The following is a 21,192-nucleotide window of genomic DNA, read 5'->3' as shown; positions in this document are numbered from 1 at the left end:
CGGACGCTGGACACCGGGGCCGGGGTTGGGGCCGGGGTTGGGACTGACCCCGGCGCCGGGTGGCTCGGTCCGGCCCGGCCCGGAGCAGTACACGCATGCCCGGAGCAGTACGCGCATGAAGGAGGGGGCGCCCCAGAGCCTGGGGCGCCCCCTCCTTCATGCCGCTGTGTCGCCGTACCCCCCTACAGCCCCTGCCAGGCGGGCTTGTTGGCGTACGTGTGCCGGAAGTAGTCCGCCAGCTTCAGCTTGGACGCGGCCGCCTCGTCCACGATCACCGTGGCGTGCGGGTGCAGCTGGAGCGCGGAGGCGGGGACCACGGAGGCCACCGGACCCTCGACCGTCGCCGCCACGGCGTCGGCCTTGCCCTCGCCCGTCGCGAGCAGCACCAGGTGCCGGGCCTCCAGGATCGTGCCGATGCCCTGCGTGATGACGTGGTGCGGGACCTGCTCGATGTCGCCGTCGAAGAACCGCGCGTTGTCCACCCGGGTCTGCTCGGTCAGCGTCTTGATCCGCGTCCGCGACGCCAGCGACGAGCAGGGCTCGTTGAACCCGATGTGCCCGTCCGTACCGATCCCCAGCAACTGCAGGTCGACACCGCCCGCCTCCGCCAGCGCCCGGTCGTACGCCTCACACGCGCCCTGCACGTCCGCGGCGCTGCCGTCCGGCCCCATGAAGGCCGACTCGTCGAGGCCGAGCGGCGCCACGACCTCACGCAGTACCACCGAGCGATACGACTCCGGGTGCCCGGCCGGCAGCCCCACATACTCGTCGAGCTGGCAGATCCGGGCCCGCGACGCGTCCACCTCACCCGCGCGGACCTTCGCCGCCAACGCCTCGTAGATGGGCAGCGGGGTCGAGCCGGTGGCGACACCGAGCAGGGCGTCGGACTTGCGGCGCACGAGGGCGGCCATGGCCTCCGCGATGAGCTCGCCGCCTGCCTTGGCGTCCGGGACGATGACAACTTCCACGCTGGGCCTGCCGATCTGGTGTAGGGGAGGAGCGGGACTGGCGCTCGGAAGAGTGTGGTATAGACCAATCTAGCAGAGCCGCACCGCCCAGGTGCAGGGGTCGGACACCCGGACGCCCACGACACCAGCGGTTTCCCGCCCCCGCATGTGCACGCCCCCACACGTCCATCCTCCGCCCCGCCCCCGCCCCCCCGCCCGCTGGGCCGGAGCACTGCCCGCCGCCGAACCCTGCCCCCCCCGGCACAGGGCCCCAGGCCAGCCTCTCCACCCGAAGGGCAAGCGCTCCCGGCCAGTAGCAAGCACAGTGGGAAGCATGACTGCGATGTCGTCCTCCCCTTACAGCGAGCAGCCCGGCCGCATCATGTCCCGTGAGATGGCCGAACAGCCCGAGGTCCTGCGGCGGCTCCTCGACACCGGCGCCCCGACGATCCGCGAGACCGCCCGACAGGTGGCCGCGCAACGCCCCCGCTTCGTCCTCCTCACCGCCCGTGGCACCTCAGACCACGCCGCCCTCTACGCCAAATACCTCCTCGAAGTCCGCCTCGGCCTGCCCTGTGGCCTCACCTCCATGTCCACGACCACGGCCTACGGCGCCAAGCCCGACCTCCGGGACGTCCTGGTCGTCACCGTGAGCCAGTCCGGTGGCTCGCCCGACCTCGTCGCCTCCACCCAGGCCGCCCGCGAGGCCGGCGCCATCACTCTCGCGGTCACCAACAACCCCGACTCCCCGCTCGCCGCCGTCTCCGAGCACCACATCGACATCCTCGCGGGCCCGGAGAAGGCCCTCCCGGCCACGAAGACCTACACGGCGTCCCTGCTCGCCCTCTACCTCTTCATCGAGGGGCTGCGCGACGGCGACGGAGCCGCCGCGGGCCCGCTGCCCGACCTCGCCGCCGACCTCCTGGCCCGGCAACCGGAGATCCGGACGCTCGCCGCCCGCTACCGCTTCGCCGAACGCATGGTGATCACCTCGCGCGGCTACGGCTATCCCACGGCCAAGGAAGCCGCCCTGAAGCTGATGGAGACCAGCTACATCCCCGCCCTGGCCTACTCCGGCGCCGACCTGTTGCACGGCCCCCTCGCCATGGTCGACAACATCTCGCCGGTCATCGCCGTCGTGCCGGACGGCAGGGGAGGGGAAGCGCTCCAGCCCGTCCTCGACCGGCTGCGCGGACGCGGCGCCGACCTCGTGGTCATCGGGCCCAAGGCCCAGGTCGAGCAGGCCTCCGCCGGGTTCGTCCTGCCGACGGACGGGGTCCCCGAGGAGGTCCAGCCCATCCTGGAGATCATCCCCCTCCAACTCCTCGCCCACGAGGTGACGATCGCCCGCGGTCAGGACCCGGACGCGCCCAGAGCTCTCGCCAAGGTGACGGAGACGAGGTGAGGGGGTGGGGCATGGGCGTGGGGTGAGGCGGGTGAGGTAGCGGAACGGGGCCGACACCGCGGCCGCCGTGTGGGTCGGCCCGTGGCGCAATCCGTGCCGCAATTCGGGGCGTGCCTCGGCGCCCGGCCACCCCCGGCCGTGGTCCTGCTCCCGCCCCGCCGGGCCGGGGCGCCGCTCAGCTCAGCGAGCCCCCCGTCGCGTCCAGCCAGTGCCCCGTCACCCAGCGCCCGTCCTCCGAGGCGAGGAACGCGACCGCGTCGGCTATGTCCTGCGGCGTCCCGACCTTGCCGAGCGCCGATATGGCCGCCGCGCCCTCCCACGCTTCCTTGTTCTCCTCGCCGCGCAGCCAGGCGGCGTTGACGTCCGTGTCCACGATGCCCGGGGCCACCGAGTTGACCGTGATGCCGCGGGCGCCGAGGACCTTCGACAAGTTCTGGGTGAAGACGTCCAGGGCGCCCTTGGTCATGGCGTACGTCATGATCTGAGGCATCACGGCGGAGCGGGAGAGGCCGGACGAGATGTTGATGACGCGCCCGCCGTCCCGCAGTCGCTCCGCGCCGAGCTGGGTGATGAAGAACGGTGCCTTGACGTTCACCGCGAACAGCCGGTCGTGCTCGTCCTCATCCGCGTCCGTGAACGAGCGCGACGTGCCGATCCCGGCGTTGTTCACCAGGATGTCCAGGCCGTCCGCGTGCGCGTCGAACGCCGCCCACAGCGTCGCCGCGTCGCCGGGCACGCCCAGCTCCGCGCCGATCGCGAACGCCGAGCCGCCCGCCTGCTCGATCGCCGAGACCGTCTCCTTCGCGGCCGCCTCATTGCTGCCGTAATGCACGGCGACCCGCGCGCCGTCCTGGGCCAGTCTCTCGGCGATCCCTCGCCCGATGCCCCGGCTTCCCCCTGTGACCAGGGCGGTCTTGCCCGCGAGCCGCTTCACCGGCGCCCCGTCTTCCGTGAGCCCCTCAGCCGCCTCGGCGGTCTGCTCGGTTGCCGTCTTCTCCGTCAGCGCACCCATGATCAGGCGTCCCCCAACTTTCTCTAGCGGTCGCTATACAAAGAACCGTACCGGATCACTCACCGCTTTTCTAGTGCCCGCTATAGAATTCCTCCATGGCGACGAAACAGCGAGGCAGGCCACGTTCCTTCGACCGTGAGACGGCGTTGGAGAAGGCGTTGCGCCAGTTCTGGGAGCACGGGTACGAGGCGACGTCCGTCGCCGACCTCACCCGCGAGATGGGCATCGGCGCCCCGAGTCTGTACGCGGCCTTCGGTGACAAACGGACGCTCTTCGAGGAGGTCCTGGTGCGCTACGCCGGCTCGTACGGAGCCTTCGGCGGGCGCGCGCTGGCCGAGGAGCCGACGGCCCGCGGCGCGATGGAGCGCATCCTGCGCGAGGCCGCCGACTCCTTCACCGAGCCGGGGTATCCCCACGGCTGCCTCGTCATCCACGCGGCGACCAACTGCACCACGCCGGAGGTCGAGCAGACCCTGCGCGAGCGGCGCAACGCGAACATCGCGACCTTCGCGGCCCGCATCCAGCAAGGCATCGACGCGGGCGAGATCGCCGCCTCCGTTGACGCCGATGACATCGCCCGCTACGTCGGCGCGGTGTTCCAGGGCCTGTCCCAGCAGTCCCGGGACGGCGCCACCAGGGAGAACCTGCAGGCCGTCGTCGATCTGGCGATGCGGGCCTGGCCGGCGGCCTGAGAGCGAGGGCGGGCGGGGGGTGGGCCGAGCGGCGGGTGGAGAAGCGGCCCGGGCGGATGGGCAGCCGGGGCGGCGGGCGGGGAAGAGGTTCGGGCGGAGAAGCGGCCCGGGCGGCGGGCGCGGCGGCGGTCGGGTGAGCCCTCGGCCCGGGCTCCCCGGCGAGCCGGTGTCCGCCCCCGATTCTGGAGGAAGATCCGACAACAAACCCCGTCCCGCGCATAGACATGGGAGAATGGTCTAGTCCACAATGCGGGAGTAAAGCTCCGCTCTTCCCGCACAGAAGAGCGGCCGAGGAGCCGGTGCTCTCTGCCCTGACCGCGCCGGGCACTCCTCAATCGGTGGCCGGTACCGCACATTCTGGCCGCCGATGCACCTGAAGGGCCGCGGTGTTGGGGTCGGGTTGAGGGTCCCGCCCCGGCGCCGCTGCCCGACGGGGACCGGCGCCGGGAGCCGAACACCTCCGGACCTGCCCGGACCGCCAGGTACGCTCGCACACGTGCCCTCCATGAACGACCTCGTACGCCAGCACACGGCCCTCGGCGACTCCGACCTCGAGTGGCTCCATCTGCTGGTCTCGGAGTGGCAGCTGCTCTCCGACCTCTCCTTCGCCGACCTCGTGCTGTGGGTGCCCACGCGCGACGGCACGCGCTATGTCTCCGTCGCGCAGATGCGGCCCAACACCGGCCCGACGTCCTACCAGGACGACATGGTCGGCCACCTCGTCCCGCGCGGCCGCCGCCCGCTGCTCGACGCGGCGCTCGACGAGGGGCGCATCGTGCGCGAGGGCGACCCGGAGTGGCGCGAGGAGGTGCCGGTGCGGGTCGAGTCCATCCCCGTACGCAGGGAGGGGCGCGTCCTCGGAGTCATCGCCCGCAACACCAACCTCCTTACGGTGCGCACCCCTTCGCGTCTCGAACTCACCTACCTCCAGTCGGCGTCCGACCTGGCGCAGATGATCGCCGCGGGATCGTTTCCCTTCGAGGGGCAGCAGGTCGACATGGACGCCTCCCCGCGCGTGGGCGACGGGCTGGTGCGCCTGGACGCGGACGGTGTCGTCCAGTACGCCTCGCCGAACGCCCTCTCCGCGTACCACCGGCTCGGCCTGGCCGCCGACCTGGTGGGCCACCACCTGGGCAAGGCCACCGCCGAACTGGCCCCGTCCCGGGGCCCGGTGGACGAGGCACTGACCAAGCTGGCCAGCGGCTGGGCGCCCCGCGAGTTCGAGATCGAGGGCGGCGACGGCGTGATCCAGCTGCGCGCCATCCCGCTCAAGCCCAAGGGGCCGCGCATCGGTTCGCTCGTACTGCTGCGGGACGTCACCGAACTGCGTCGCCGCGAGCGCGAGTTGATCACCAAGGACGCCACCATCCGGGAGATCCACCACCGGGTGAAGAACAACCTCCAGACGGTCGCGGCCCTGCTGCGCCTCCAGGCGCGCCGCATCGACTCCGTCTCCGGCCGCGAGGCCCTGGAAGAGGCGGTGCGGCGCGTGGGCTCCATCGCCATCGTGCACGAGACGCTCTCCCAGAACCTGGACGAGCGCGTGGAGTTCGACGAGATCGCCGACCGTGTCCTCGCCATGGTCGCGGAGATCTCTCCCGGTACGGTCACGGGTCGGCGCACCGGCCGTTTCGGCATTCTCGACGCCGAGGTCGCGACGCCGCTGTCGATGGTTCTCACGGAGATCCTGCAGAACGCCCTGGAGCACGGTTTCGCACAGGGGGACACCGGCACCGTCGAGGTCTCCGCGGTCCGTGGCGGCACCGCGAAGGAGGCCCGCCTTCTGATCACCGTCCAGGACGACGGCGTCGGACTGCCCGACGACTTCGACCCGCATCGCTCGGGCAACCTGGGCCTGCAGATCGTGCGCACCCTCGTCGAGGGCGAGCTGGGCGGCACGTTCGACATGGTCAAGGCGCCGGAGCAGGGGACCCGCGTCGTCCTGGATATTCCGGTACGCGGCGACAAGTAGCACTCGCACACAGCAAGGCCACTCGCGCGCAGCAAAGACGGTGGCAGTCCCGCGCGGCGGGACGCATGGCGCCGCACACAGCAGGAAGCCCCGGACCGTGTCGGTCCGGGGCTTCCTGCTCACGTTGCGATGCGCATCGGGGGTACTGCGCGGCTGCGGCTCGGGGGCGGGGGTTGCGTACGCGCTGTCTACGGAGTAATGCCGTCAGGCACACGCGCCGCCAAGCTCAGGCTCGTAAAGGGGCGTGGGCGTCAGGCGCTGGCCTGGCGCGCCCGGTTGCGGGCGGCGCGGCGCTTCATCGCGCGGCGCTCGTCCTCGCTGAGGCCACCCCAGACGCCGGAGTCCTGGCCGGACTCGAGCGCCCACTGCAGGCACTGCTCCATGACGGGGCAGCGACGGCAGACGGCCTTGGCTTCCTCGATCTGCAGCAGCGCAGGACCGGTGTTGCCGATGGGGAAGAACAGCTCGGGGTCTTCCTCGCGGCAAACGGCGTTGTGACGCCAGTCCATGGCTGCTACCTCTCCTTGGTCTTACATGAAGATTGCTTGTGAATGTGAACGCTTTCACGAATCCCCCCGCACGGGAAGGGCCGACTCCCAGTTGCCTGGTGTGGACCTTGTGGTGAGAGGAGGGGTTCTGGCGACCTGTAGAGGCCGATGTTGCGGGCCGTCCCGATCGCCATGTAGAGATTCGCAAACCTCGGCGGCGGATACAACCCCTTCCGGAAAGTTTTTTTTGATTCCTCGGTGTCGACTGAGTCACAGCCGTACTTCCATGGGGTGGAGCCTGGCCTAAACGTTCGAGTGAAAGGACTTTAGGCCCTTCCACTCACACAATCACACGCAGTGCACGGCGTACGCCTGTGAACGTCACGCTCGTCCGCAGCCCCAGGTGGTCACCGTCCATCTGGAGGGGGAGGGGCACCTTCGAATGCAAGGTGAAGTCCGTCAGGTCGTGCAGCGAGACGGCGTTCTTTCCGTGGGGCCCGCGATCGGGTGTCGACCGCAGCAGCTGGGTGCCGTACCGGGCCACCGAAGCCGTCGAAAGACGCTTGAGTCCCAGCACGTCCAGGCCCGTCTCGAAGGACGCCTTCGGGGACGCGTACAGCGGACGATTGCCCAGGTAGGACCAGGGGGAGGTGTTGCAGACTATGGACATCACGAGGTCCGTCACCGGCTCCTCGCCGGCCCGCTCCAGCGTGATCGAACCGTGCCGGCGGTCGCCCTCGCCGAGGAACTGGCGTACCACCTGGCGCACATAAAGAGCGTGCGTCGAGCGCTTGCCGCGCTCCCGGTGCTGTTCGACCCGACCGACCACACCGGCGTCGAATCCCAGCCCCGCCGCGAACGTGAACCAGCGCGACGGCACCGCCTCGTCATCCGTCCCGGGGGTCCCGGAGACCCGGCCGAGGCTCACCGTGCGTTCACTTCCCTCACGCAGCGCGTCCAGGAGGGCGCCGGTCGCCTCCACGGCGTCGTTCGGCAGGCCCAAGGCGCGCGCGAAGACGTTCGTCGAGCCCCCGGGGACGACGGCGAGGCGGGGCAGGTTCTCCGGAGAGGGGCCGTTGTGCAGCAGACCGTTGACGACCTCGTTGACCGTGCCGTCGCCGCCCAGGGCCACGACCAGCTCGATGTCCTTGCTCTCCGCGGCCTGCCGACCGAGGTCCCGGGCGTGACCGCGGTACTCCGTAGTGACCGCTTCCAGCTTCATCTCGCTCGCGAGCGCGTGGATCAGTACGTCACGTGTGCGCGCACTGGTGGTAGTAGCCGCCGGGTTGACCACGAGAAGTGCACGCATGCGCAGCAGACTACCTAGGGGGCTTTACCTGGCCCAGACCGAGGTCTGGCCCGAACCGCACCGACGTGCCGCTCCCCGGACACCCGGGGCTACCCTCGATGCGTGAGCACTGAGCCGAAGACCACCCCCGAAGCCCCCGCGTCGGGCCCCCGCCCCGGGCGCCTCACGGCCGCCGCGGCGCTCGCCGCGCTGGAGGGCCTTGCCCTCGTCGTCGGCGGTGCCTACATGCTCGTCATGGGGCTCGCGGGCGACCCCGACAACCCGCGCCAGGCGACGACGGGCGGCGTCACGCTGATCGTCCTCGCGCTGCTGCCGCTGCTCGCCGCGCGCGGTCTGCTGCGGCTGCGCCGCTGGGCGCGCGGGCCCGCGATCATCACGCAGATCATGGCTCTGCCCGTGGCCTGGCAGCTGCTCCAGGCGGACAGCGCGATGATCCCCGGCGGTATCGCGCTCGCGGCGATCGCGGTGGCGACGCTGGTGCTTCTGATCCACCCCGTCACCACCGAGGCCCTCGGCATCAGCGGACCCGGCAACGTACAAGAAGGCAGCAAGTAGCCGCACGGACCGGCACGCGGTCGCAGTGACGCCTCTGGGGGCGGCGAGGACATCCTCGCCGCCCCCAGAGGCGTCACTGTGGGGCCGTGCGGCCCGCTCACTCCTCCACGAGGAGCTTCTCGCGCAGTTGCGCCAGGGTGCGCGCGAGCAGCCGGGAGACGTGCATCTGGGAGATGCCGACCTCCTGGGCGATCTGCGACTGCGTCATGTTCCCGAAGAACCGCAGCAGCAGGATGCGCTTCTCGCGCGGCGGCAGGTCCTCAAGGAGCGGCTTGAGGGATTCGCGGTACTCGACGCCCTCCAGGGCCTCGTCCTCGGCGCCGAGGGTGTCCGCCACGGCCGGTGACTCGTCGTCCGTGTCCGGGACGTCCAGGGACAGCGTGGAGTACGCGTTCGCCGACTCCAGGCCCTCCAGGACCTCCTCTTCGGAGATCGCCAGTTTCTCGGCCAGCTCGTGCACGGTCGGGGAGCGGCCGTGCAACTGCGACAGCTCGGCCGTGGCCGTCGTCAGCGCGAGCCGCAGCTCCTGCAGGCGCCGCGGCACCCGCACCGCCCAGCCCTTGTCGCGGAAGTGGCGCTTGATCTCGCCGACGACCGTCGGGGTGGCGTACGTGGAGAACTCGACGCCGCGGTCCGGGTCGAACCGGTCCACCGACTTGATGAGGCCGATCGTGGCGACCTGGGTCAGGTCGTCCAGGGGCTCGCCGCGGTTGCGGAAGCGGCGGGCCAGGTGCTCCACGAGCGGCAGGTGCATGCGGACCAGCTGGTTGCGCAGCTCCGCGTACTCCGGGCTGCCGTTCTGCAGGGCGCGCAGCTCGATGAACTTCGCCCGCGCGCCGCTGCGGTCCTGTGGATCGTGCCGGCTGTGCTGCTCGTGCTCGCTCATCGTCCCGCCCGTCACCCGCCGCCGCCCTTCTGGGGACTGGCCCCCAGTGCTGGACGCCCGGGGGGACCCCCTGCGTGCGGCGCCTGCTTGGTCCTGTCGACCACCCGGGCCGAACAGCTCGTCGGTCCCGTCCCCGGCGGTCGGCTCTGCCTGCTCTCGCGCGGCGGCCGTCCCGGCCGCCGACTGACCCTGCTGCTCCGGGTCCTGTGGGTGCGGCCTGGCCTGCTGCTCGGGGATGCCGCCCGGGGCAGGCCCCGGCTCCACCGGACCGCGCCCGGAGGCCGGACGCGTACCGCCCCTGCCGCGGGCGGGCAGACCGTGTGTGCCACGTGTGCCGCGCTCTTCGTCCCGCACCGGCCCGTCCCCGTTCCTCACGCCGGCCCGGGTCCCGCGCCGCGCTGTTTGTAGAGGCTGATCGAAACGGTTTTGTCGTCGGCCACCGAGGAGTTGACCTTGCCCGCGAGGGCCGAAAGGACGGTCCATGCGAAGGTGTCGCGCTCCGGGGCGCGGCCGTCCGTGGTGGGCGCCGAGACGGTCACCTCCAGGGAGTCGTCGACGAGCCGGAAGACGCAGCTGAGCACGGAACCGGGCACGGCCTGCTGGAGCAGGATCGCGCACGCCTCGTCGACAGCGATGCGGAGGTCCTCGATCTCGTCCAGGGTGAAGTCCAAACGTGCCGCGAGGCCGGCCGTGGCCGTACGCAGCACCGACAGGTAGGCACCCGCAGCCGGAAGGCGGACCTCCACGAAGTCCTGATTCCCGGGCTCGCCTGCGATCTGGGACACCCTCACCTCCAAGGTGGTACAAGCACTTTCGGGGCTCCGGCCGTCGCGCCGCGGCGGTCCGGACTGCGTCACACGGGTGACGCACCACGTTTTTCAGCGGTGACGCTACCGCGCTGCTCAGTTCCGTGTCCCGGGGCCCCACCCCGTTGCTGTCACTCATAGTAAGCCTACGGGTACGGACAGTGGCTAGGGGTTTCACGGACCCAATTGGAAAGAACGAGCGTCGGGTTGACGTACCCAGGCCTCAGACGATCGAACCGTCGACAAAGCACCAACGCCAGTTCTCGCCCGGCTCGAAGGTTCGCATCACCGGATGGCCGGTCTCCTTGAAGTGCGCCGTCGCGTGCTGGAAGGGCGAGGAGTCGCAGCAGCCCACGTGCCCGCAGAGCAGACACAACCGCAGCTGCACGGGGTGGCTGCCGGCCGCGAGGCATTCCAGACACGTTTCGCTCAGGGCGGCCGGTTCGGGGTGGGGCAGCGCGCTGACGTGCGAGCACTCGTTCATGATGGCCAGGTTACGACGGGAGAGTGGACCGCGGAGGGCCTTGCCGATGGACGTACTGCCCCTGGTGGCGCTGATCGCAGCGAGTGCCGCGGTCGCGGGTGCCGCCCGCAGGACCCCGGTCCCCGCGCCGCTGCTCCTGGTGGGTGTGGGCCTGATCGCGGCGTACGTCCCCGGGGTGCCGGAGTACCACCTCGACCCGCACGTGGTGCTGCCGCTGATCCTGCCGCCGCTGCTCCACACGGCCGCCCTGGAGAGTTCGTATCTGGACCTGCGGGCCAATGTGCGACCCGTCGCGCTCCTCTCCGTTGGTTACGTTCTGTTCGCAACCCTGGTCGTCGGCTGGCTCGCGTATCTGCTGATCCCCGATCTCCCGCTGACCGCCGCGCTCGTCCTGGGGGCGGTGATCGCCCCGCCGGACGCCGTGGCGGCCACCGCCATCGCGCGCCGTGTGGGACTGCCCTCGCGCATCACGACGATCCTCCAGGGCGAGTCCCTGGTGAACGACGCCACCGCGATCACCGCCTACAAGGTGGCGCTCGCGGCGGCCGTCGGCGAGGGCGCGAGCTGGGGCGGCGGCATCCGGGAGTTCCTGGTGGCCGCGGTCGGCGGGATCGGCGTGGGGCTGATCCTGATGGTGCCGATCCACTGGCTGCGCACCCACCTGAAGGAATCGCTGCTGCAGAACACGCTGTCGCTGCTCATCCCCTTCGTCGCGTACGCCGCAGCGGAGCAGTTCCACGCCTCCGGAGTGCTCGCCGTGGTCGTGGTGGCCCTCTACTTGGGGCACCGTTCCTGGCAGGTCGACTTCGAGACGCGACTCCAGGAGGCCGCGGTCTGGAAGGTCGTGGGCTTCCTCCTGGAGTCGGCGGTCTTCGCGCTCATCGGGCTGCAGCTGCCCGTGGTGCTCGGGGAACTCGGCGAGTACAGCGTCGGGCAGGCGATCTGGTACGCCGTCGCGGTGTTCGTGTGCGTCGTGGTGGTGCGCTTCGTGTGGTCGTATCCGGCGACGTATCTGCCGCGCGCGCTGTCGGCGCGGATCCGCGAGCGCGAGGGCGACATGGACTGGCGGCGGCCGCTGATCGTCAGCTGGGCCGGGATGCGGGGGGTGGTGTCCTTGGCGATCGCGTTCTCCATCCCGTTGATGACGGATGACGACGAGCCGTTCCCGGGCCGCAACCTCGTGCTGTTCCTGACCTTCACGACGGTCATCGGGACGCTGGTGGTCCAGGGGCTCTCGCTGCCGTGGCTGATCCGGGTCCTGAAGGTGCCCGGGCGGGACACGCAGGCGCAGACGCTGGCCGAGGCGCAGGCCCAGAACGCCGCCTCGCAGGCCGCGGAGGCCCGGCTGCGGGAGCTGATGGAGGACGAGCGCAACCGGCTGCCAGGGCCCCTTGAGGACCGTCTGCGCACCGTTCTCGAACGACGCCGCAACTCGGTGTGGGAGCGGCTCGGCCAGTCCAACCCCGTCACGGGGGAGTCCGCGGACGACACCTACCGCAGGCTCACGCGCGAGGCGATCGCCGCGGAGCGCGAGGTGTTCGTACGGATGCGGGACGAGCGGCGCATCGACGACGAGCTGTTGCGGACCCTGCTGCGGAAGCTGGACCTGGAGGAGGCGGCGGCCCACCGGGAGATCGAGGAGTGAGCGGAGCCCGCCGCGCGAGGCCGGCGCGGGCCGAGTGAACCACGGGGGTCAGCCGGGCGGCGTGCCCGTGATGACGGCCGTGACCGTCGTCCCCGGGGTGAACGCGCCCTCTTCGGAGAGTGCGGTCAGCGCGTACAGGAGCTTGGCCACGTACACGCGCTCCACGGGGAGCCCGTGGCGCTGCTCGAAGTCGTCGGCGAAGGCGGTGAGTTCGCCGGTGGTGCGGGCGTAGCCACCGCAGTGGAAGCGCTCGTCGAGGGTCCAGTTGGTGCCGGGGGCGCCGAAGGCGGCGCGTTGCAGGCCCGCTATCTCGCGCCCCAGGAAGCCGCCCTTGAGGACGGGTATGCCGAGCGCGCGCTGGCCGGGCGCGAGGCCCGCGGCGAGGCCCGCGAGGGTGCCGCCGGTGCCGCAGGCGACGGCCGCGACGTCGGTGCGGTCGCGCAGCTCCGCGCCGAGGGCCGTGCAGCCCTGGACGGCGAGGGAGTTGCTGCCCCCTTCAGGGATGACGTACGCGTCCTCGGTGGCCGTCCGCCGCTGGAGCGCGGCCAGGACCGCGGGATCCGCCTTCTGCCGGTACGTCGATCTGTCGGTGAAGTGCAGGCGCATGCCGTCCGCCGCGCACTGGGCGAGGGACGGGTTCAGCGGGCGATCGGCCAGTTCGTCGCCGCGCACTACGCCGACGGTGGCGAAGCCCAGCAGGCGGCCCGCGGCGGCGGTGGCCCGCAGATGGTTGGAGTAGGCGCCGCCGAAGGTGAGCAGCGTCCGGTGGCCCGCCGCGCGCGCCCGCTCCAGGTTGAGGACGAGCTTGCGGTACTTGTTGCCGGGCAGGTCCGGGTGTACTCGGTCGTCGCGCTTGAGGAGCAGGCGGACGTCGCGGGCCTCGAAACGGGGGTCTGAGACCGGCTGGAGCGGGGTGGGGAGCCGGGGCCGCAGGGCGGAGGCGGGCGGGGTGGGGCGCACCCCGCCATTCTCCCTCGTGGTGGGCGGGCCGGGTCCGGTGGAGCGTGGAGAAGCGAAGGTGAGGGGTTGGGGGAGTGCCTGGCCGGGGCCTCGCGGGCTACTTCAGTCGCTCTCCGATCCGCTCCCGCATCGCGTCCATCGTGAACCCCTTGGGATCGATCTTGCCGGGCTGCCACTCCAGGTGACCGATGACGGAGCGCTCGGTCCAGCCGTGGTGGCGGCAGACGGCGGCCGAGACCCTCTCGATGGCGTCCAGCTGCTCATCGGTCCAGGGGTCATCGCCGTCGCCCAGGTTCTCGCACTCGAAGCCGTAGAAGTGCCGGTTGCCGTCGGTGTTGGCCTCGTTGTCCGGAGGGAGGCGCTTCTCCGCGATGACGGCTCGCAGGACGTCGTCGTCGCCGAGTCCGGCGTGGTTGGAGCGGCCGTAGCCGACGAGGTGGACACGGCCGTCCTTGGTGATGACGCCGTGGCAGAGCGGGCCGGGCAGGGTGGAGTGGCCGTCGCGACAGATGCGCACGGTCTGCTCGGTGCCGGACGTGACCGTGTGATGGATCATCACGCCGTGCACCGGGCCCCAGGGGCCCACGTGGTTGCGGTTGTGCTCGCGCCAGTTGCCGACTTCGACGACCGTGACGCCTTCGTCTCTCAGTAGGTCCAGGAACCTGTTCGCGGACATGGGTGGGGCCATGACCGCCTCCTTTGCGGGCGCGACGGTCGCCGGTCGCGAACCGCCTCGTACGCAGCTTGTACCGGAACCGCCGGTGCCCGAACCATTTGTTCGGGCACCGTGCGAGTCGATCCGGTCAGCCGGAGGGCTGGTCGGCGCGGGTCGGTCAGGCGCGCAGGAAGCCGTCGCCGTGCGTCGCGATGTGCGCCTCCAGGGCGGAGAGCGCCTGCTGCGTGGCGTCCGGAGTGCCGCTGCCGCGCCGCTCCGCGTAGTACGCCGCGCCGAGCTGCTTGAGCAGGTCGTTGCCCGCTCGCTGCGCCTGCACGTCGTCCAGCTTCTGCTTGCCCTGGGTGAGACCCTGCTGCACCTGTTCTCTGGCGCGGTCCAGGAAGCCTGCCATGTCGCTTCTCCCGATGGTTCGGTGCTGATGGTGCGTACGCTGCGCTCGCCCTTGTGAACGAACGCACAGATCTTGGAGTTCCCCTTCGCCCCGTCGCCGTACCCGGTGGGCGCCCGCGTCAGCCGGTCGGCCCGCACCTCAGGGGTTGGCCGGAATCATTCGGCTTGGCGGCTGATATTCCGCTTCTGGGCAGGCATGGAGCGCCGCCGTCGAGGGCCCTGGACGGACGTACGAGAGATCGGGCCTGGTTAGCGGCAACGTGCCCCGTCCGCCTCGATCCATTCCCGCTCATTTGTGTAATGGCGCCCGTACTCACCGTGCTGGAAGGGTTGCGAACCAGGTCAGCACATGATGGGGAGGGCATTGTCCATGTCGGTAGGCGAAGAGATCCGTTCGGAGCAGGACCAGCCGCGGCAGAGTCTCGGCACATCCGCCGCGCGGAATCTGGCCACCACCACCAAGTCCGCGCCGCAGATGCAGGAGATCAGCTCCCGCTGGCTGCTGCGGATGCTGCCCTGGGTCCAGGTGCAAGGCGGTACGTACCGCGTGAACCGCAGGACGAGCTACTCGGTCGGGGACGGCCGTGTCACGTTCGTCAAGACGGGGGACCGCGTCGAGGTCATCCCCGCCGAGCTCGGCGAACTGCCGGTGCTGCGGGACTTCGAGGACCAGGAGGTGCTCAGCGAGCTGGCGCGCCGCTGCCAGCAGCGCGAGTTCGAGGCCGGCGGGGTGCTCACGTCGTTCGGCAGCCAGGCGGACGAGGTGTTCCTGCTGGCGCACGGCCGCGTCGAGAAGGTGGGCACCGGTCCCTACGGGGACGACACGGTACTCGGCACGCTCGCCGACGGCGCGTACTTCGGCGAGCAGTCCCTCATCGACCCGGAGACCATCTGGGAGTACACGGTCCGCGCGGTGACGGCCTGCACGGTCCTCACGCTCCCGCGCCAGGACCTGCTACAGGTCGCGGAGCGCTCCGAGTCCCTGCGCGCCCACCTCGACCGGCTGCGGTCCATTCCGGCCCAGCGGACCAACAACTACGGAGAGGCGCCCATCGACCTCTCCGCGGGCCACGTGGGCGAAGCGGTCCTGCCGGGCACCTACGTGGACTACGAGTCGCGGCCGCGTGAGTACGAACTGAGCGTCGCCCAGACCGTGCTGCGCATCCACACGCGCGTGGCCGACCTCTACAACCAGCCGATGAACCAGACCGAGCAGCAACTGCGGCTGACTGTCGAGGCCTTGAAGGAGCGCCAGGAGCACGAGCTCATCAACAACCGTGAGTTCGGACTGCTCAACAACTGCGAGTACGACCAGCGTCTGCAGCCGCACGACGGCGTGCCGAGCCCCGACGACATGGACGAACTGCTCACGCGCAGGCGCGGATCGAAGCTGTTCCTCGCGCACCCGCGCGCGATCGCCGCGTTCGGTCGCGAGTGCAACAAGCGCGGCCTCGTCCCCGAGACCATCGATGTGTCCGGCAACCGCATTCCCACCTGGCGCGGCGTGCCGATCTTCCCGTGCAACAAGATCCCGGTGACCGAGGAGCGCACCTCCTCGATCATCTGCATGCGTACGGGCGAGGACGAGCAGGGCGTCGTCGGACTGCACCAGACGGGCATCCCGGACGAGATCGAGCCCAGCCTGTCCGTGCGCTTCATGGGCATCAGCGACCAGGCGATCATCTCCTACCTGGTGTCGACGTACTACTCCGCGGCCGTCCTGGTGCCGGACGCCCTCGGCATCCTGGAAAACGTCGAGATCGGCCGGTGGAGGTGAGACGACGCCCTGTCGGGAGGGGCGGCGAGCCGCCGCCCGTGTCCACGGGTGCGCCAGCGGGTACACCCCTGGCGTACGCGCCCGCAGGCCCAGGATCCGCCACCGTCCGCCGCCCCGCCGGAGTGAGTCCATGACGGACACCACGGACATGACGGAATGCGCGCCCCGCCCGCGAGGGCAGGTACTCGGGGAGGGGTACGAGGCCGCGGACATCCTGACGTCGGCGCGGCTGTGCGTCGACCCGGAGCTGCGCGCCGCGGTCGAGTCCCTGCCGGGTTCGCTGCGCCGCATCGCCCTGTACCACTTCGGGTGGGAACACGCCGACGGCACGCCCGCGGCCGGGAACGCGGGCAAGGCCATCAGGCCCGCTCTTGTCCTGGCCGCGGTGCGGGCCCTCGGCGGGGACCCGCTGAGCGCGGTCAGGGCGGCCGCCGCCGTGGAGCTGACGCACAACTTCACGCTGCTCCACGACGACGTCATGGACCGCGACGCGACCCGCAGGCACCGCCCCACCGCGTGGACCGTGTTCGGCGACTCCGACGCGATCCTCGCCGGGGACGCGCTGCAGGCCCTCGCACAGCGGCTGCTCGCCGAGGACCCCCATCCCGGGGCCCGGGCGGCGGCCGCCCGCCTGGGCGCGTGCGTCGTCGAACTGTGCGCCGGGCAGCACGCCGACTGCGCCCTGGAGAGCCGGGGCCCGGACGAGGTCTCGCTGGCGGAGTGCCTGGCCATGGCCGAGGCCAAGACGGGCGCGCTCCTCGGCTGCGCCTGCGCGATCGGCGCGGTGTACGCGGGCGCGGGGGCCGACACGGTGGAGGCGCTCGACGGGTTCGGGAGGCAGGCCGGGCTCGCCTTCCAGCTCATCGACGACGTGATCGGCATCTGGGGGGACCCCGCGCGCACCGGCAAGCCCGCGCGCGCGGACCTCGCCGCCCGCAAGAAGTCGCTGCCGGTGGTGGCCGCGCTGGCCTCCGGCACGCCCGAGGCGGCGGAGCTCGCCGGTGCGTACGGCAGGAAGCCGGACCAGGACGACCTGGAACGGATGGCCCGTGCCGTGGAGGGGGCCGGGGGCCGGGACTGGGCGCAGCTCCACGCGGCGGACCGGATGTCGCGGGCGCTCGGGGAACTCGCCCGCGCGGTCCCCGACCCGGAGCGTGCGGGTGGCCTGCTGGCGCTCGCGGAGTTCGTCACACGCCGGTCGCACTGACCGCCCGGGGGGCATCCCGGCGGGGCGTGAGAGGGGGCGCTCCGCCGGGAGTTCGACGGTCGTCCTGGGGCAGCCGGTGATGCGGGAGGGGGTGGGGGCGTCGCCGGTCGGCGTGCGGTCGGGGGCCGTACGCCGACCGGCTCGCCGTGTGTTGCGGGGGCGGGCCGGCCAGGGGCCGGGCAGCCCGGTGGGCGCCCCCGAAGCAGTGCCCGCGCGACCGTCGTCGCACGCGAAATGAACACTTAGGCTGCAACCGGCAGCACTGGGACCGGGGTTGGCGGGTCTGGAGTGGGTGTGGCCCGGGGTTGGCGGGCGGGGGGGGCGAGTTCGATGCGGCTCGGAGGGCGAGTTCGATGAGGCGAGGGCGAGGCGTAGGGGGAGACGTCGTGGGTGTGCCGATCCGGCGAGCCGAGGAGAGTGACCGGGCCGAGGTGGTCGGGCTGCTCGACGAGGCGTTCATGCGGGACCCGGTGAGCAGTTGGGTGTTCCCGGACGAGCGGCGGCGGCGGAAGCGGCACGGCGGGCTGATGGCGGCCTTCCTCGACATGGCCTTCGCCGAGGGGTACGTGGACATCGCCGAGGACGGCTCGGGTGTCGCCCTGTGGTGGTCGGTGCCCGCGGGCCCGGCGCCCGAGGACGCCGCCGACGGGCCCGCGCGACTGCGACAGGCCGTCGACCCGGACAACGAGCGCGTCGAGACGATCGGCCGGCTGACGTCGGACATCCACCCGTCCGACCGGCCGCACCAGTACCTGCACATGATCGGCGTGAAGCCGGAACGGCAGGGCGAGGGCATCGGTTCGGCGCTGGTCGCGCCGGTGCTCGCGCGGTGCGACCGCGAGGGGCTGCACGCCTACCTGGAGGCGAGCAGCGCGCGCGGCCGGGAGCTGTATCTGCGGCTCGGATTCACCGACCTCGGTAGCGCCCTTGACCTGCCGGACGGGCCGCGGATGTGGCCCATGTGGCGTGAGCCGCGGGTGGTGTGACGTGGAGGTGGTGTGAGACGGAGGCTCCAGTCGGCATCGCAGGCATCGCAGGCATCGCAGGCATCGCAGGCATCGGCGGCCCCGGCGCGGCCTCGCGATTCGGCCCATGGGTCGGCCCCGGAATCGGTCCTGGACCAAGGCGCCAGGCCTCCCGGGGCCGATTTTTTGTGCCTGTTTCCAAGAAACACTTGAAACCACTGCGAGTGAAGCACTATAAATGCAGTTGTTCGAGCCGAGGTGGCCCCGGTCACCCCGCCTCACCCCTACTGTCATCTGCGGAAAGAGAATCAGCTTGCGAAAGCTCACCTACTTCGTAGCCGTCTCGATCGACGGGTTCATCGGTGACCCGAGTGGCGACGCCAACTCCTTCATGTCGTTCGTGGACGAGGAGTTCCTGGGGTTCCTCAAGTCCGAGTACCCGGAGACCGTCTCCGCCACCGGACGCAGGATCCTCGGCTTCGGCGACGACGTGCCGAACCAGAAGTTCGACACCGTCGTCCAGGGAATGGGCAGCTACCAGCTCGGCCTGGACGAGGGCGAGCCGAGCCCGTACGGCCACCTGCGTGAGTACGTCGCCTCGCGCAGCCTCGGGAAGTCGCCCGCCGCGAACGTCGAGATCATCGCCGACGACCTGCTCGGCAAGGTCCGTGAGCTCAAGGCCGAGGACAGCGAACTCGGCATCTGGCTGTGCGGCGGCGCGCAGGTCGCCGGCCAGCTGATCGACGAGGTCGACGAGCTGGTGCTCAAGACCTATCCGGTGCTGCTCGGCTCGGGCATGCCCATGTTCGCGGGCGTGGAGTCCGCGGTCAGCGAGTTCGAGCTGGCCTCGTCCCGGGTCTTCGGCAACGGCGTCGTCGTCCGTACGTACTCCCGCAAGCGCGGGAAGAACTGACCGCTGGGCTGTCCGACCTCGGGGAATCGCCCTACCCTGAAGTCATGGGCAGCGATGGACGCCGGTCCGGCCCCCGTCCGCAGAGCGACCCCGTGTGCAAGCACTGCGGACGGCCCGTCGGTACGGCCATCAAGCGGCGCAAGGTGCTCGGAGCGTACGTTCCGGTGTGGGGCCCGGCTCCTTGCCGCAACCAGGAGTGCGACGCGTGCGTCGCCGACGAGCCGGACGCGAAGTCACGGGCGGGCCGCGGCCACAAGAGCAAGTACAAGCACGGGCACCTGCCGAGGCATGCCCCGGAGGCCGACGCCAAGGCCGCCCCGGGGCCCGGCGAGAAGTCCGCGCCGAAGGTCGACCTGGAGGCAGGCGAGACCGCGGCCGACCCCCAGGCCGAACCGCGAGCGGAGCCGCAGCCCGGCCCCTAGCGCGGCCCTCCGTGACACCCTCGACTGTCAGTGGGCGCGGTTAGGGTTTTGCGCATGAAGGTGATGTGGGGGGTGCGAGGGTCGCGCCGCGTGGCCGTCGCGGTGGCCGTCGTGGCGCTGGCGGCACTGGCGGGGTGCGGGTCCGTGACGGGCGGTTCCGGCGGGGGCGCCGCGCGTGACTCGGGAGTGCCCGAGGTCGACGACGAGAAGGACCTGTCCGGACTGCCCCTGGAGCGGTACGAGTTCAGCGTGCGTGACGACGAACTCCGGGAGCGGGCGACCGCCCGCTTCACTCAGCGGTGCATGCGGTCCCGCGGCTTCGCCGACTTCCCCCGGCACTGGCGCGAGCAGGACGTCGAGATGTCCAACTCCCTGATGGCGGTGGCCATCTCGACGACTCTGTACGGCTCCCTGGACCTCGACGCCGCCCGCACCCGGGGCTATGGCATCGACCGCGACGCGCTCAAGAAGTTCCAGAAGCAGCGCGAGCCGAAGGGACGCCTGGTCACACGGGACGAGTACGGCGCGCTGCACGACGCCACAGGCGGCTGCGCAGAGGTCGGGGCGCGGCGCGTGCTGGCGGACGTCAACGACGAGACCCGCATGACGGCGTACGTCGTCGGCCGACGCGAGGCGATCGACAAGGCCGTCGCCAAGGACCCGCGGATGCGCCGCGCCCTCGCCACCTGGGCGGACTGCGTCGCCGACAAGGGCTTCAGGCGGTACGCGAGCCCGGAAGCCGCCTTCCGCGACAAGGCGTGGCACCGCGGCAACAACGGCGACACCCGGCGCACCAGGCGCGAGCGGGACACGGCGGTCGCCGACATCGAGTGCAAGCGCGAGCACAACACCGCCGGGGTGTGGCGGACCGTCGCGGCCGAGCGGCAGCGACGCGACATATCCCGGCACAGATCCGCGTACGAAGCCGTGCGCGCCGACCAGGAAAGGGTGCGGTCGACCGTGCGGAGCGTGCTCGGAGCCAGTGGATGAACGACCACAGGCGTACATCCCCCCTTCCGTTCGACGCGGTCCTCACCGACCTCGACGGCGTCATCCGCTTCTACGACATGTCGGACGTCGCCGAACTCGAACGCGCCGCCGGACTGCCCGAAGGCGCCACCGCGGAGGTCGCGTTCGCGCCCGAGACCGATCTGCCGCTCATGCTCGGGCGGGTCGGCAAGACGGACTGGGTCGAGTCGATCGCCGCCGGACTCGCGCGCGGGCACGGGCTCGCCCCGGCGCGCGGGCGCGAACTCGGCATCGCCCTGGCCGACTCCAAGTTCTGGGCCGACCAGACGGTCATCGGCCTGCTGCGGCGGGCCCGCGCGCACCTACGGGTGTCGATCGTCACCAACGCCACCCCCTGGCTGGACGACGACCTGGCGTTGCTCGGCCTCAACACCCTTGTGGACGACGTGGTCTCCAGCGCCGTACTCGGCGTGGTGAAGCCCGACCGTCGCATCTACGAAGTCGCCGCCGAGCGTGTGGGCGCCGCGGTCACCCGCTGTCTGTTCGTCGACGACCGCGAGGAGAACGTGGACGCGGCCGTCGCACTGGGCATGACGGGTGTGCTGTACCGGGGACCGGACGACCTCAGGACGGCGCTGGAGCCCGTGTTGGGCCGATAGCCGCTCCGGGGGTGTGCGCACCGGTGGGCGTACGGGGACGGGGCGTTCCCGGT

At 71.2% G+C, this 21,192-nt stretch carries 22 protein-coding genes; 12 read left to right on the top strand and 10 right to left on the bottom strand.

The window, feature by feature from the left end; translation table 11 throughout:
- Positions 1–182 precede the first annotated feature (182 nt).
- Positions 183–968 carry a glucosamine-6-phosphate deaminase gene (gene nagB, locus ACZ6BG_RS09805; RefSeq protein ID WP_468451640.1) on the bottom strand — a complete coding sequence of 262 codons (786 nt, stop codon included), beginning with the start codon at positions 966–968 and terminating at the stop codon, positions 183–185.
- Between the two features lie 313 nt (positions 969–1,281).
- On the opposite strand from nagB, the gene ACZ6BG_RS09800 reads away from it, so the two are divergent.
- Complete coding sequence (locus ACZ6BG_RS09800; RefSeq protein WP_468999222.1) at positions 1,282–2,352, top strand: SIS domain-containing protein; 1,071 nt, start codon at positions 1,282–1,284, stop codon at positions 2,350–2,352.
- Positions 2,353–2,527: 175 nt separating this feature from the next.
- Here ACZ6BG_RS09800 and ACZ6BG_RS09795 read toward each other — a convergent pair whose 3' ends face one another.
- Positions 2,528–3,364: an SDR family oxidoreductase gene (locus ACZ6BG_RS09795; RefSeq protein ID WP_468999219.1), complete on the bottom strand. Its 837-nt coding sequence runs from the start codon at positions 3,362–3,364 to the stop codon at positions 2,528–2,530.
- 95 nt (positions 3,365–3,459) lie between these two features.
- On the opposite strand from ACZ6BG_RS09795, the gene ACZ6BG_RS09790 reads away from it, so the two are divergent.
- Together ACZ6BG_RS09790 and ACZ6BG_RS09785 are read left to right on the top strand one after the other, a co-directional pair.
- Positions 3,460–4,056, top strand: coding sequence for a TetR/AcrR family transcriptional regulator (locus ACZ6BG_RS09790; RefSeq protein WP_468999217.1), 597 nt, complete (start codon positions 3,460–3,462; stop codon positions 4,054–4,056).
- Between the two features lie 505 nt (positions 4,057–4,561).
- Complete coding sequence (locus tag ACZ6BG_RS09785; RefSeq protein WP_469000174.1) at positions 4,562–6,028, top strand: sensor histidine kinase; 1,467 nt, start codon at positions 4,562–4,564, stop codon at positions 6,026–6,028.
- A gap of 251 nt (positions 6,029–6,279) precedes the next feature.
- Here the strand turns inward: ACZ6BG_RS09785 and ACZ6BG_RS09780 are convergent, their stop codons facing one another.
- On the bottom strand, positions 6,280–6,537 hold the full coding sequence (locus ACZ6BG_RS09780; protein WP_016639615.1) for a WhiB family transcriptional regulator: 258 nt from the start codon (positions 6,535–6,537) through the stop codon (positions 6,280–6,282).
- 319 nt (positions 6,538–6,856) lie between these two features.
- Positions 6,857–7,825: a diacylglycerol/lipid kinase family protein gene (locus ACZ6BG_RS09775; RefSeq protein ID WP_405660972.1), complete on the bottom strand. Its 969-nt coding sequence runs from the start codon at positions 7,823–7,825 to the stop codon at positions 6,857–6,859.
- A gap of 102 nt (positions 7,826–7,927) precedes the next feature.
- Here ACZ6BG_RS09775 and ACZ6BG_RS09770 point away from each other — a divergent pair, with 102 nt between their 5' ends.
- Positions 7,928–8,380, top strand: coding sequence for a hypothetical protein (locus ACZ6BG_RS09770; RefSeq protein ID WP_468999214.1), 453 nt, complete (start codon positions 7,928–7,930; stop codon positions 8,378–8,380).
- 97 nt (positions 8,381–8,477) lie between these two features.
- On the opposite strand, the gene ACZ6BG_RS09765 is transcribed toward ACZ6BG_RS09770, so the two are convergent.
- From ACZ6BG_RS09765 to ACZ6BG_RS09755, 3 genes are all read right to left on the bottom strand, one after another.
- Positions 8,478–9,641 (bottom strand): RNA polymerase sigma factor SigF, encoded by a 1,164-nt coding sequence (locus ACZ6BG_RS09765; RefSeq protein ID WP_468999211.1) that lies wholly within the window; start codon positions 9,639–9,641, stop codon positions 8,478–8,480.
- Positions 9,638–10,051, bottom strand: coding sequence for an ATP-binding protein (locus ACZ6BG_RS09760; RefSeq protein WP_030359877.1), 414 nt, complete (start codon positions 10,049–10,051; stop codon positions 9,638–9,640). Before ACZ6BG_RS09760 ends, ACZ6BG_RS09765 begins: the two co-directional genes overlap by 4 nt.
- 244 nt (positions 10,052–10,295) lie before the next feature.
- Complete coding sequence (locus ACZ6BG_RS09755) at positions 10,296–10,556, bottom strand: UBP-type zinc finger domain-containing protein (RefSeq protein WP_468999204.1); 261 nt, start codon at positions 10,554–10,556, stop codon at positions 10,296–10,298.
- A 46-nt stretch (positions 10,557–10,602) separates the two neighbouring features.
- On the opposite strand from ACZ6BG_RS09755, the gene ACZ6BG_RS09750 reads away from it, so the two are divergent.
- Positions 10,603–12,201, top strand: a complete 1,599-nt coding sequence (locus ACZ6BG_RS09750; RefSeq protein WP_468999200.1) for a Na+/H+ antiporter — start codon at positions 10,603–10,605, stop codon at positions 12,199–12,201.
- A 48-nt stretch (positions 12,202–12,249) separates the two neighbouring features.
- Here the strand turns inward: ACZ6BG_RS09750 and ACZ6BG_RS09745 are convergent, their stop codons facing one another.
- The 3 genes from ACZ6BG_RS09745 to ACZ6BG_RS09735 form a co-directional block, all read right to left on the bottom strand.
- Positions 12,250–13,161 carry a 1-aminocyclopropane-1-carboxylate deaminase/D-cysteine desulfhydrase gene (locus ACZ6BG_RS09745; protein ID WP_468999195.1) on the bottom strand — a complete coding sequence of 304 codons (912 nt, stop codon included), beginning with the start codon at positions 13,159–13,161 and terminating at the stop codon, positions 12,250–12,252.
- 97 nt (positions 13,162–13,258) lie between these two features.
- On the bottom strand, positions 13,259–13,849 hold the full coding sequence (locus ACZ6BG_RS09740) for an N-acetylmuramoyl-L-alanine amidase (RefSeq protein ID WP_468999192.1): 591 nt from the start codon (positions 13,847–13,849) through the stop codon (positions 13,259–13,261).
- Positions 13,850–13,994: 145 nt separating this feature from the next.
- Positions 13,995–14,228, bottom strand: a complete 234-nt coding sequence (locus ACZ6BG_RS09735; RefSeq protein ID WP_380848035.1) for a hypothetical protein — start codon at positions 14,226–14,228, stop codon at positions 13,995–13,997.
- 369 nt (positions 14,229–14,597) lie between these two features.
- On the opposite strand from ACZ6BG_RS09735, the gene ACZ6BG_RS09730 reads away from it, so the two are divergent.
- The 7 genes from ACZ6BG_RS09730 to ACZ6BG_RS09700 all read left to right on the top strand — a co-directional run bounded on the left by ACZ6BG_RS09730 (position 14,598) and on the right by ACZ6BG_RS09700 (position 21,139).
- Entirely contained in the window at positions 14,598–16,004 is a 1,407-nt protein-coding gene (locus ACZ6BG_RS09730) for a family 2B encapsulin nanocompartment shell protein (protein WP_468999189.1), read from the top strand.
- Between the two features lie 148 nt (positions 16,005–16,152).
- Positions 16,153–17,211 carry a family 2 encapsulin nanocompartment cargo protein polyprenyl transferase gene (locus ACZ6BG_RS09725; protein ID WP_469000172.1) on the top strand — a complete coding sequence of 353 codons (1,059 nt, stop codon included), beginning with the start codon at positions 16,153–16,155 and terminating at the stop codon, positions 17,209–17,211.
- A 386-nt stretch (positions 17,212–17,597) separates the two neighbouring features.
- Entirely contained in the window at positions 17,598–18,197 is a 600-nt protein-coding gene (locus ACZ6BG_RS09720; RefSeq protein WP_468999184.1) for a GNAT family N-acetyltransferase, read from the top strand.
- Between the two features lie 292 nt (positions 18,198–18,489).
- A complete protein-coding gene (locus tag ACZ6BG_RS09715; protein ID WP_468999180.1) occupies positions 18,490–19,089 on the top strand; it encodes a dihydrofolate reductase family protein in 600 nt (199 codons plus the stop codon).
- Positions 19,090–19,133: 44 nt separating this feature from the next.
- The gene (locus tag ACZ6BG_RS09710) at positions 19,134–19,511 is read left to right on the top strand and encodes a hypothetical protein (protein WP_468999175.1); all 378 of its coding nucleotides are present in this window, start codon (positions 19,134–19,136) and stop codon (positions 19,509–19,511) included.
- A 54-nt stretch (positions 19,512–19,565) separates the two neighbouring features.
- On the top strand, positions 19,566–20,501 hold the full coding sequence (locus tag ACZ6BG_RS09705; RefSeq protein WP_468999172.1) for a hypothetical protein: 936 nt from the start codon (positions 19,566–19,568) through the stop codon (positions 20,499–20,501).
- Complete coding sequence (locus tag ACZ6BG_RS09700; protein ID WP_468999170.1) at positions 20,498–21,139, top strand: HAD-IA family hydrolase; 642 nt, start codon at positions 20,498–20,500, stop codon at positions 21,137–21,139. The genes ACZ6BG_RS09705 and ACZ6BG_RS09700 overlap by 4 nt, the downstream gene beginning before the upstream one ends.
- Positions 21,140–21,192: the final 53 nt, after the last annotated feature.

The sequence above is a fragment of the Streptomyces sp. NPDC041205 genome, from assembly GCF_055591765.1.
Note: the sequence above shows the minus strand (reverse complement) of the source record. Positions and strands in the feature narration are given on the sequence as shown.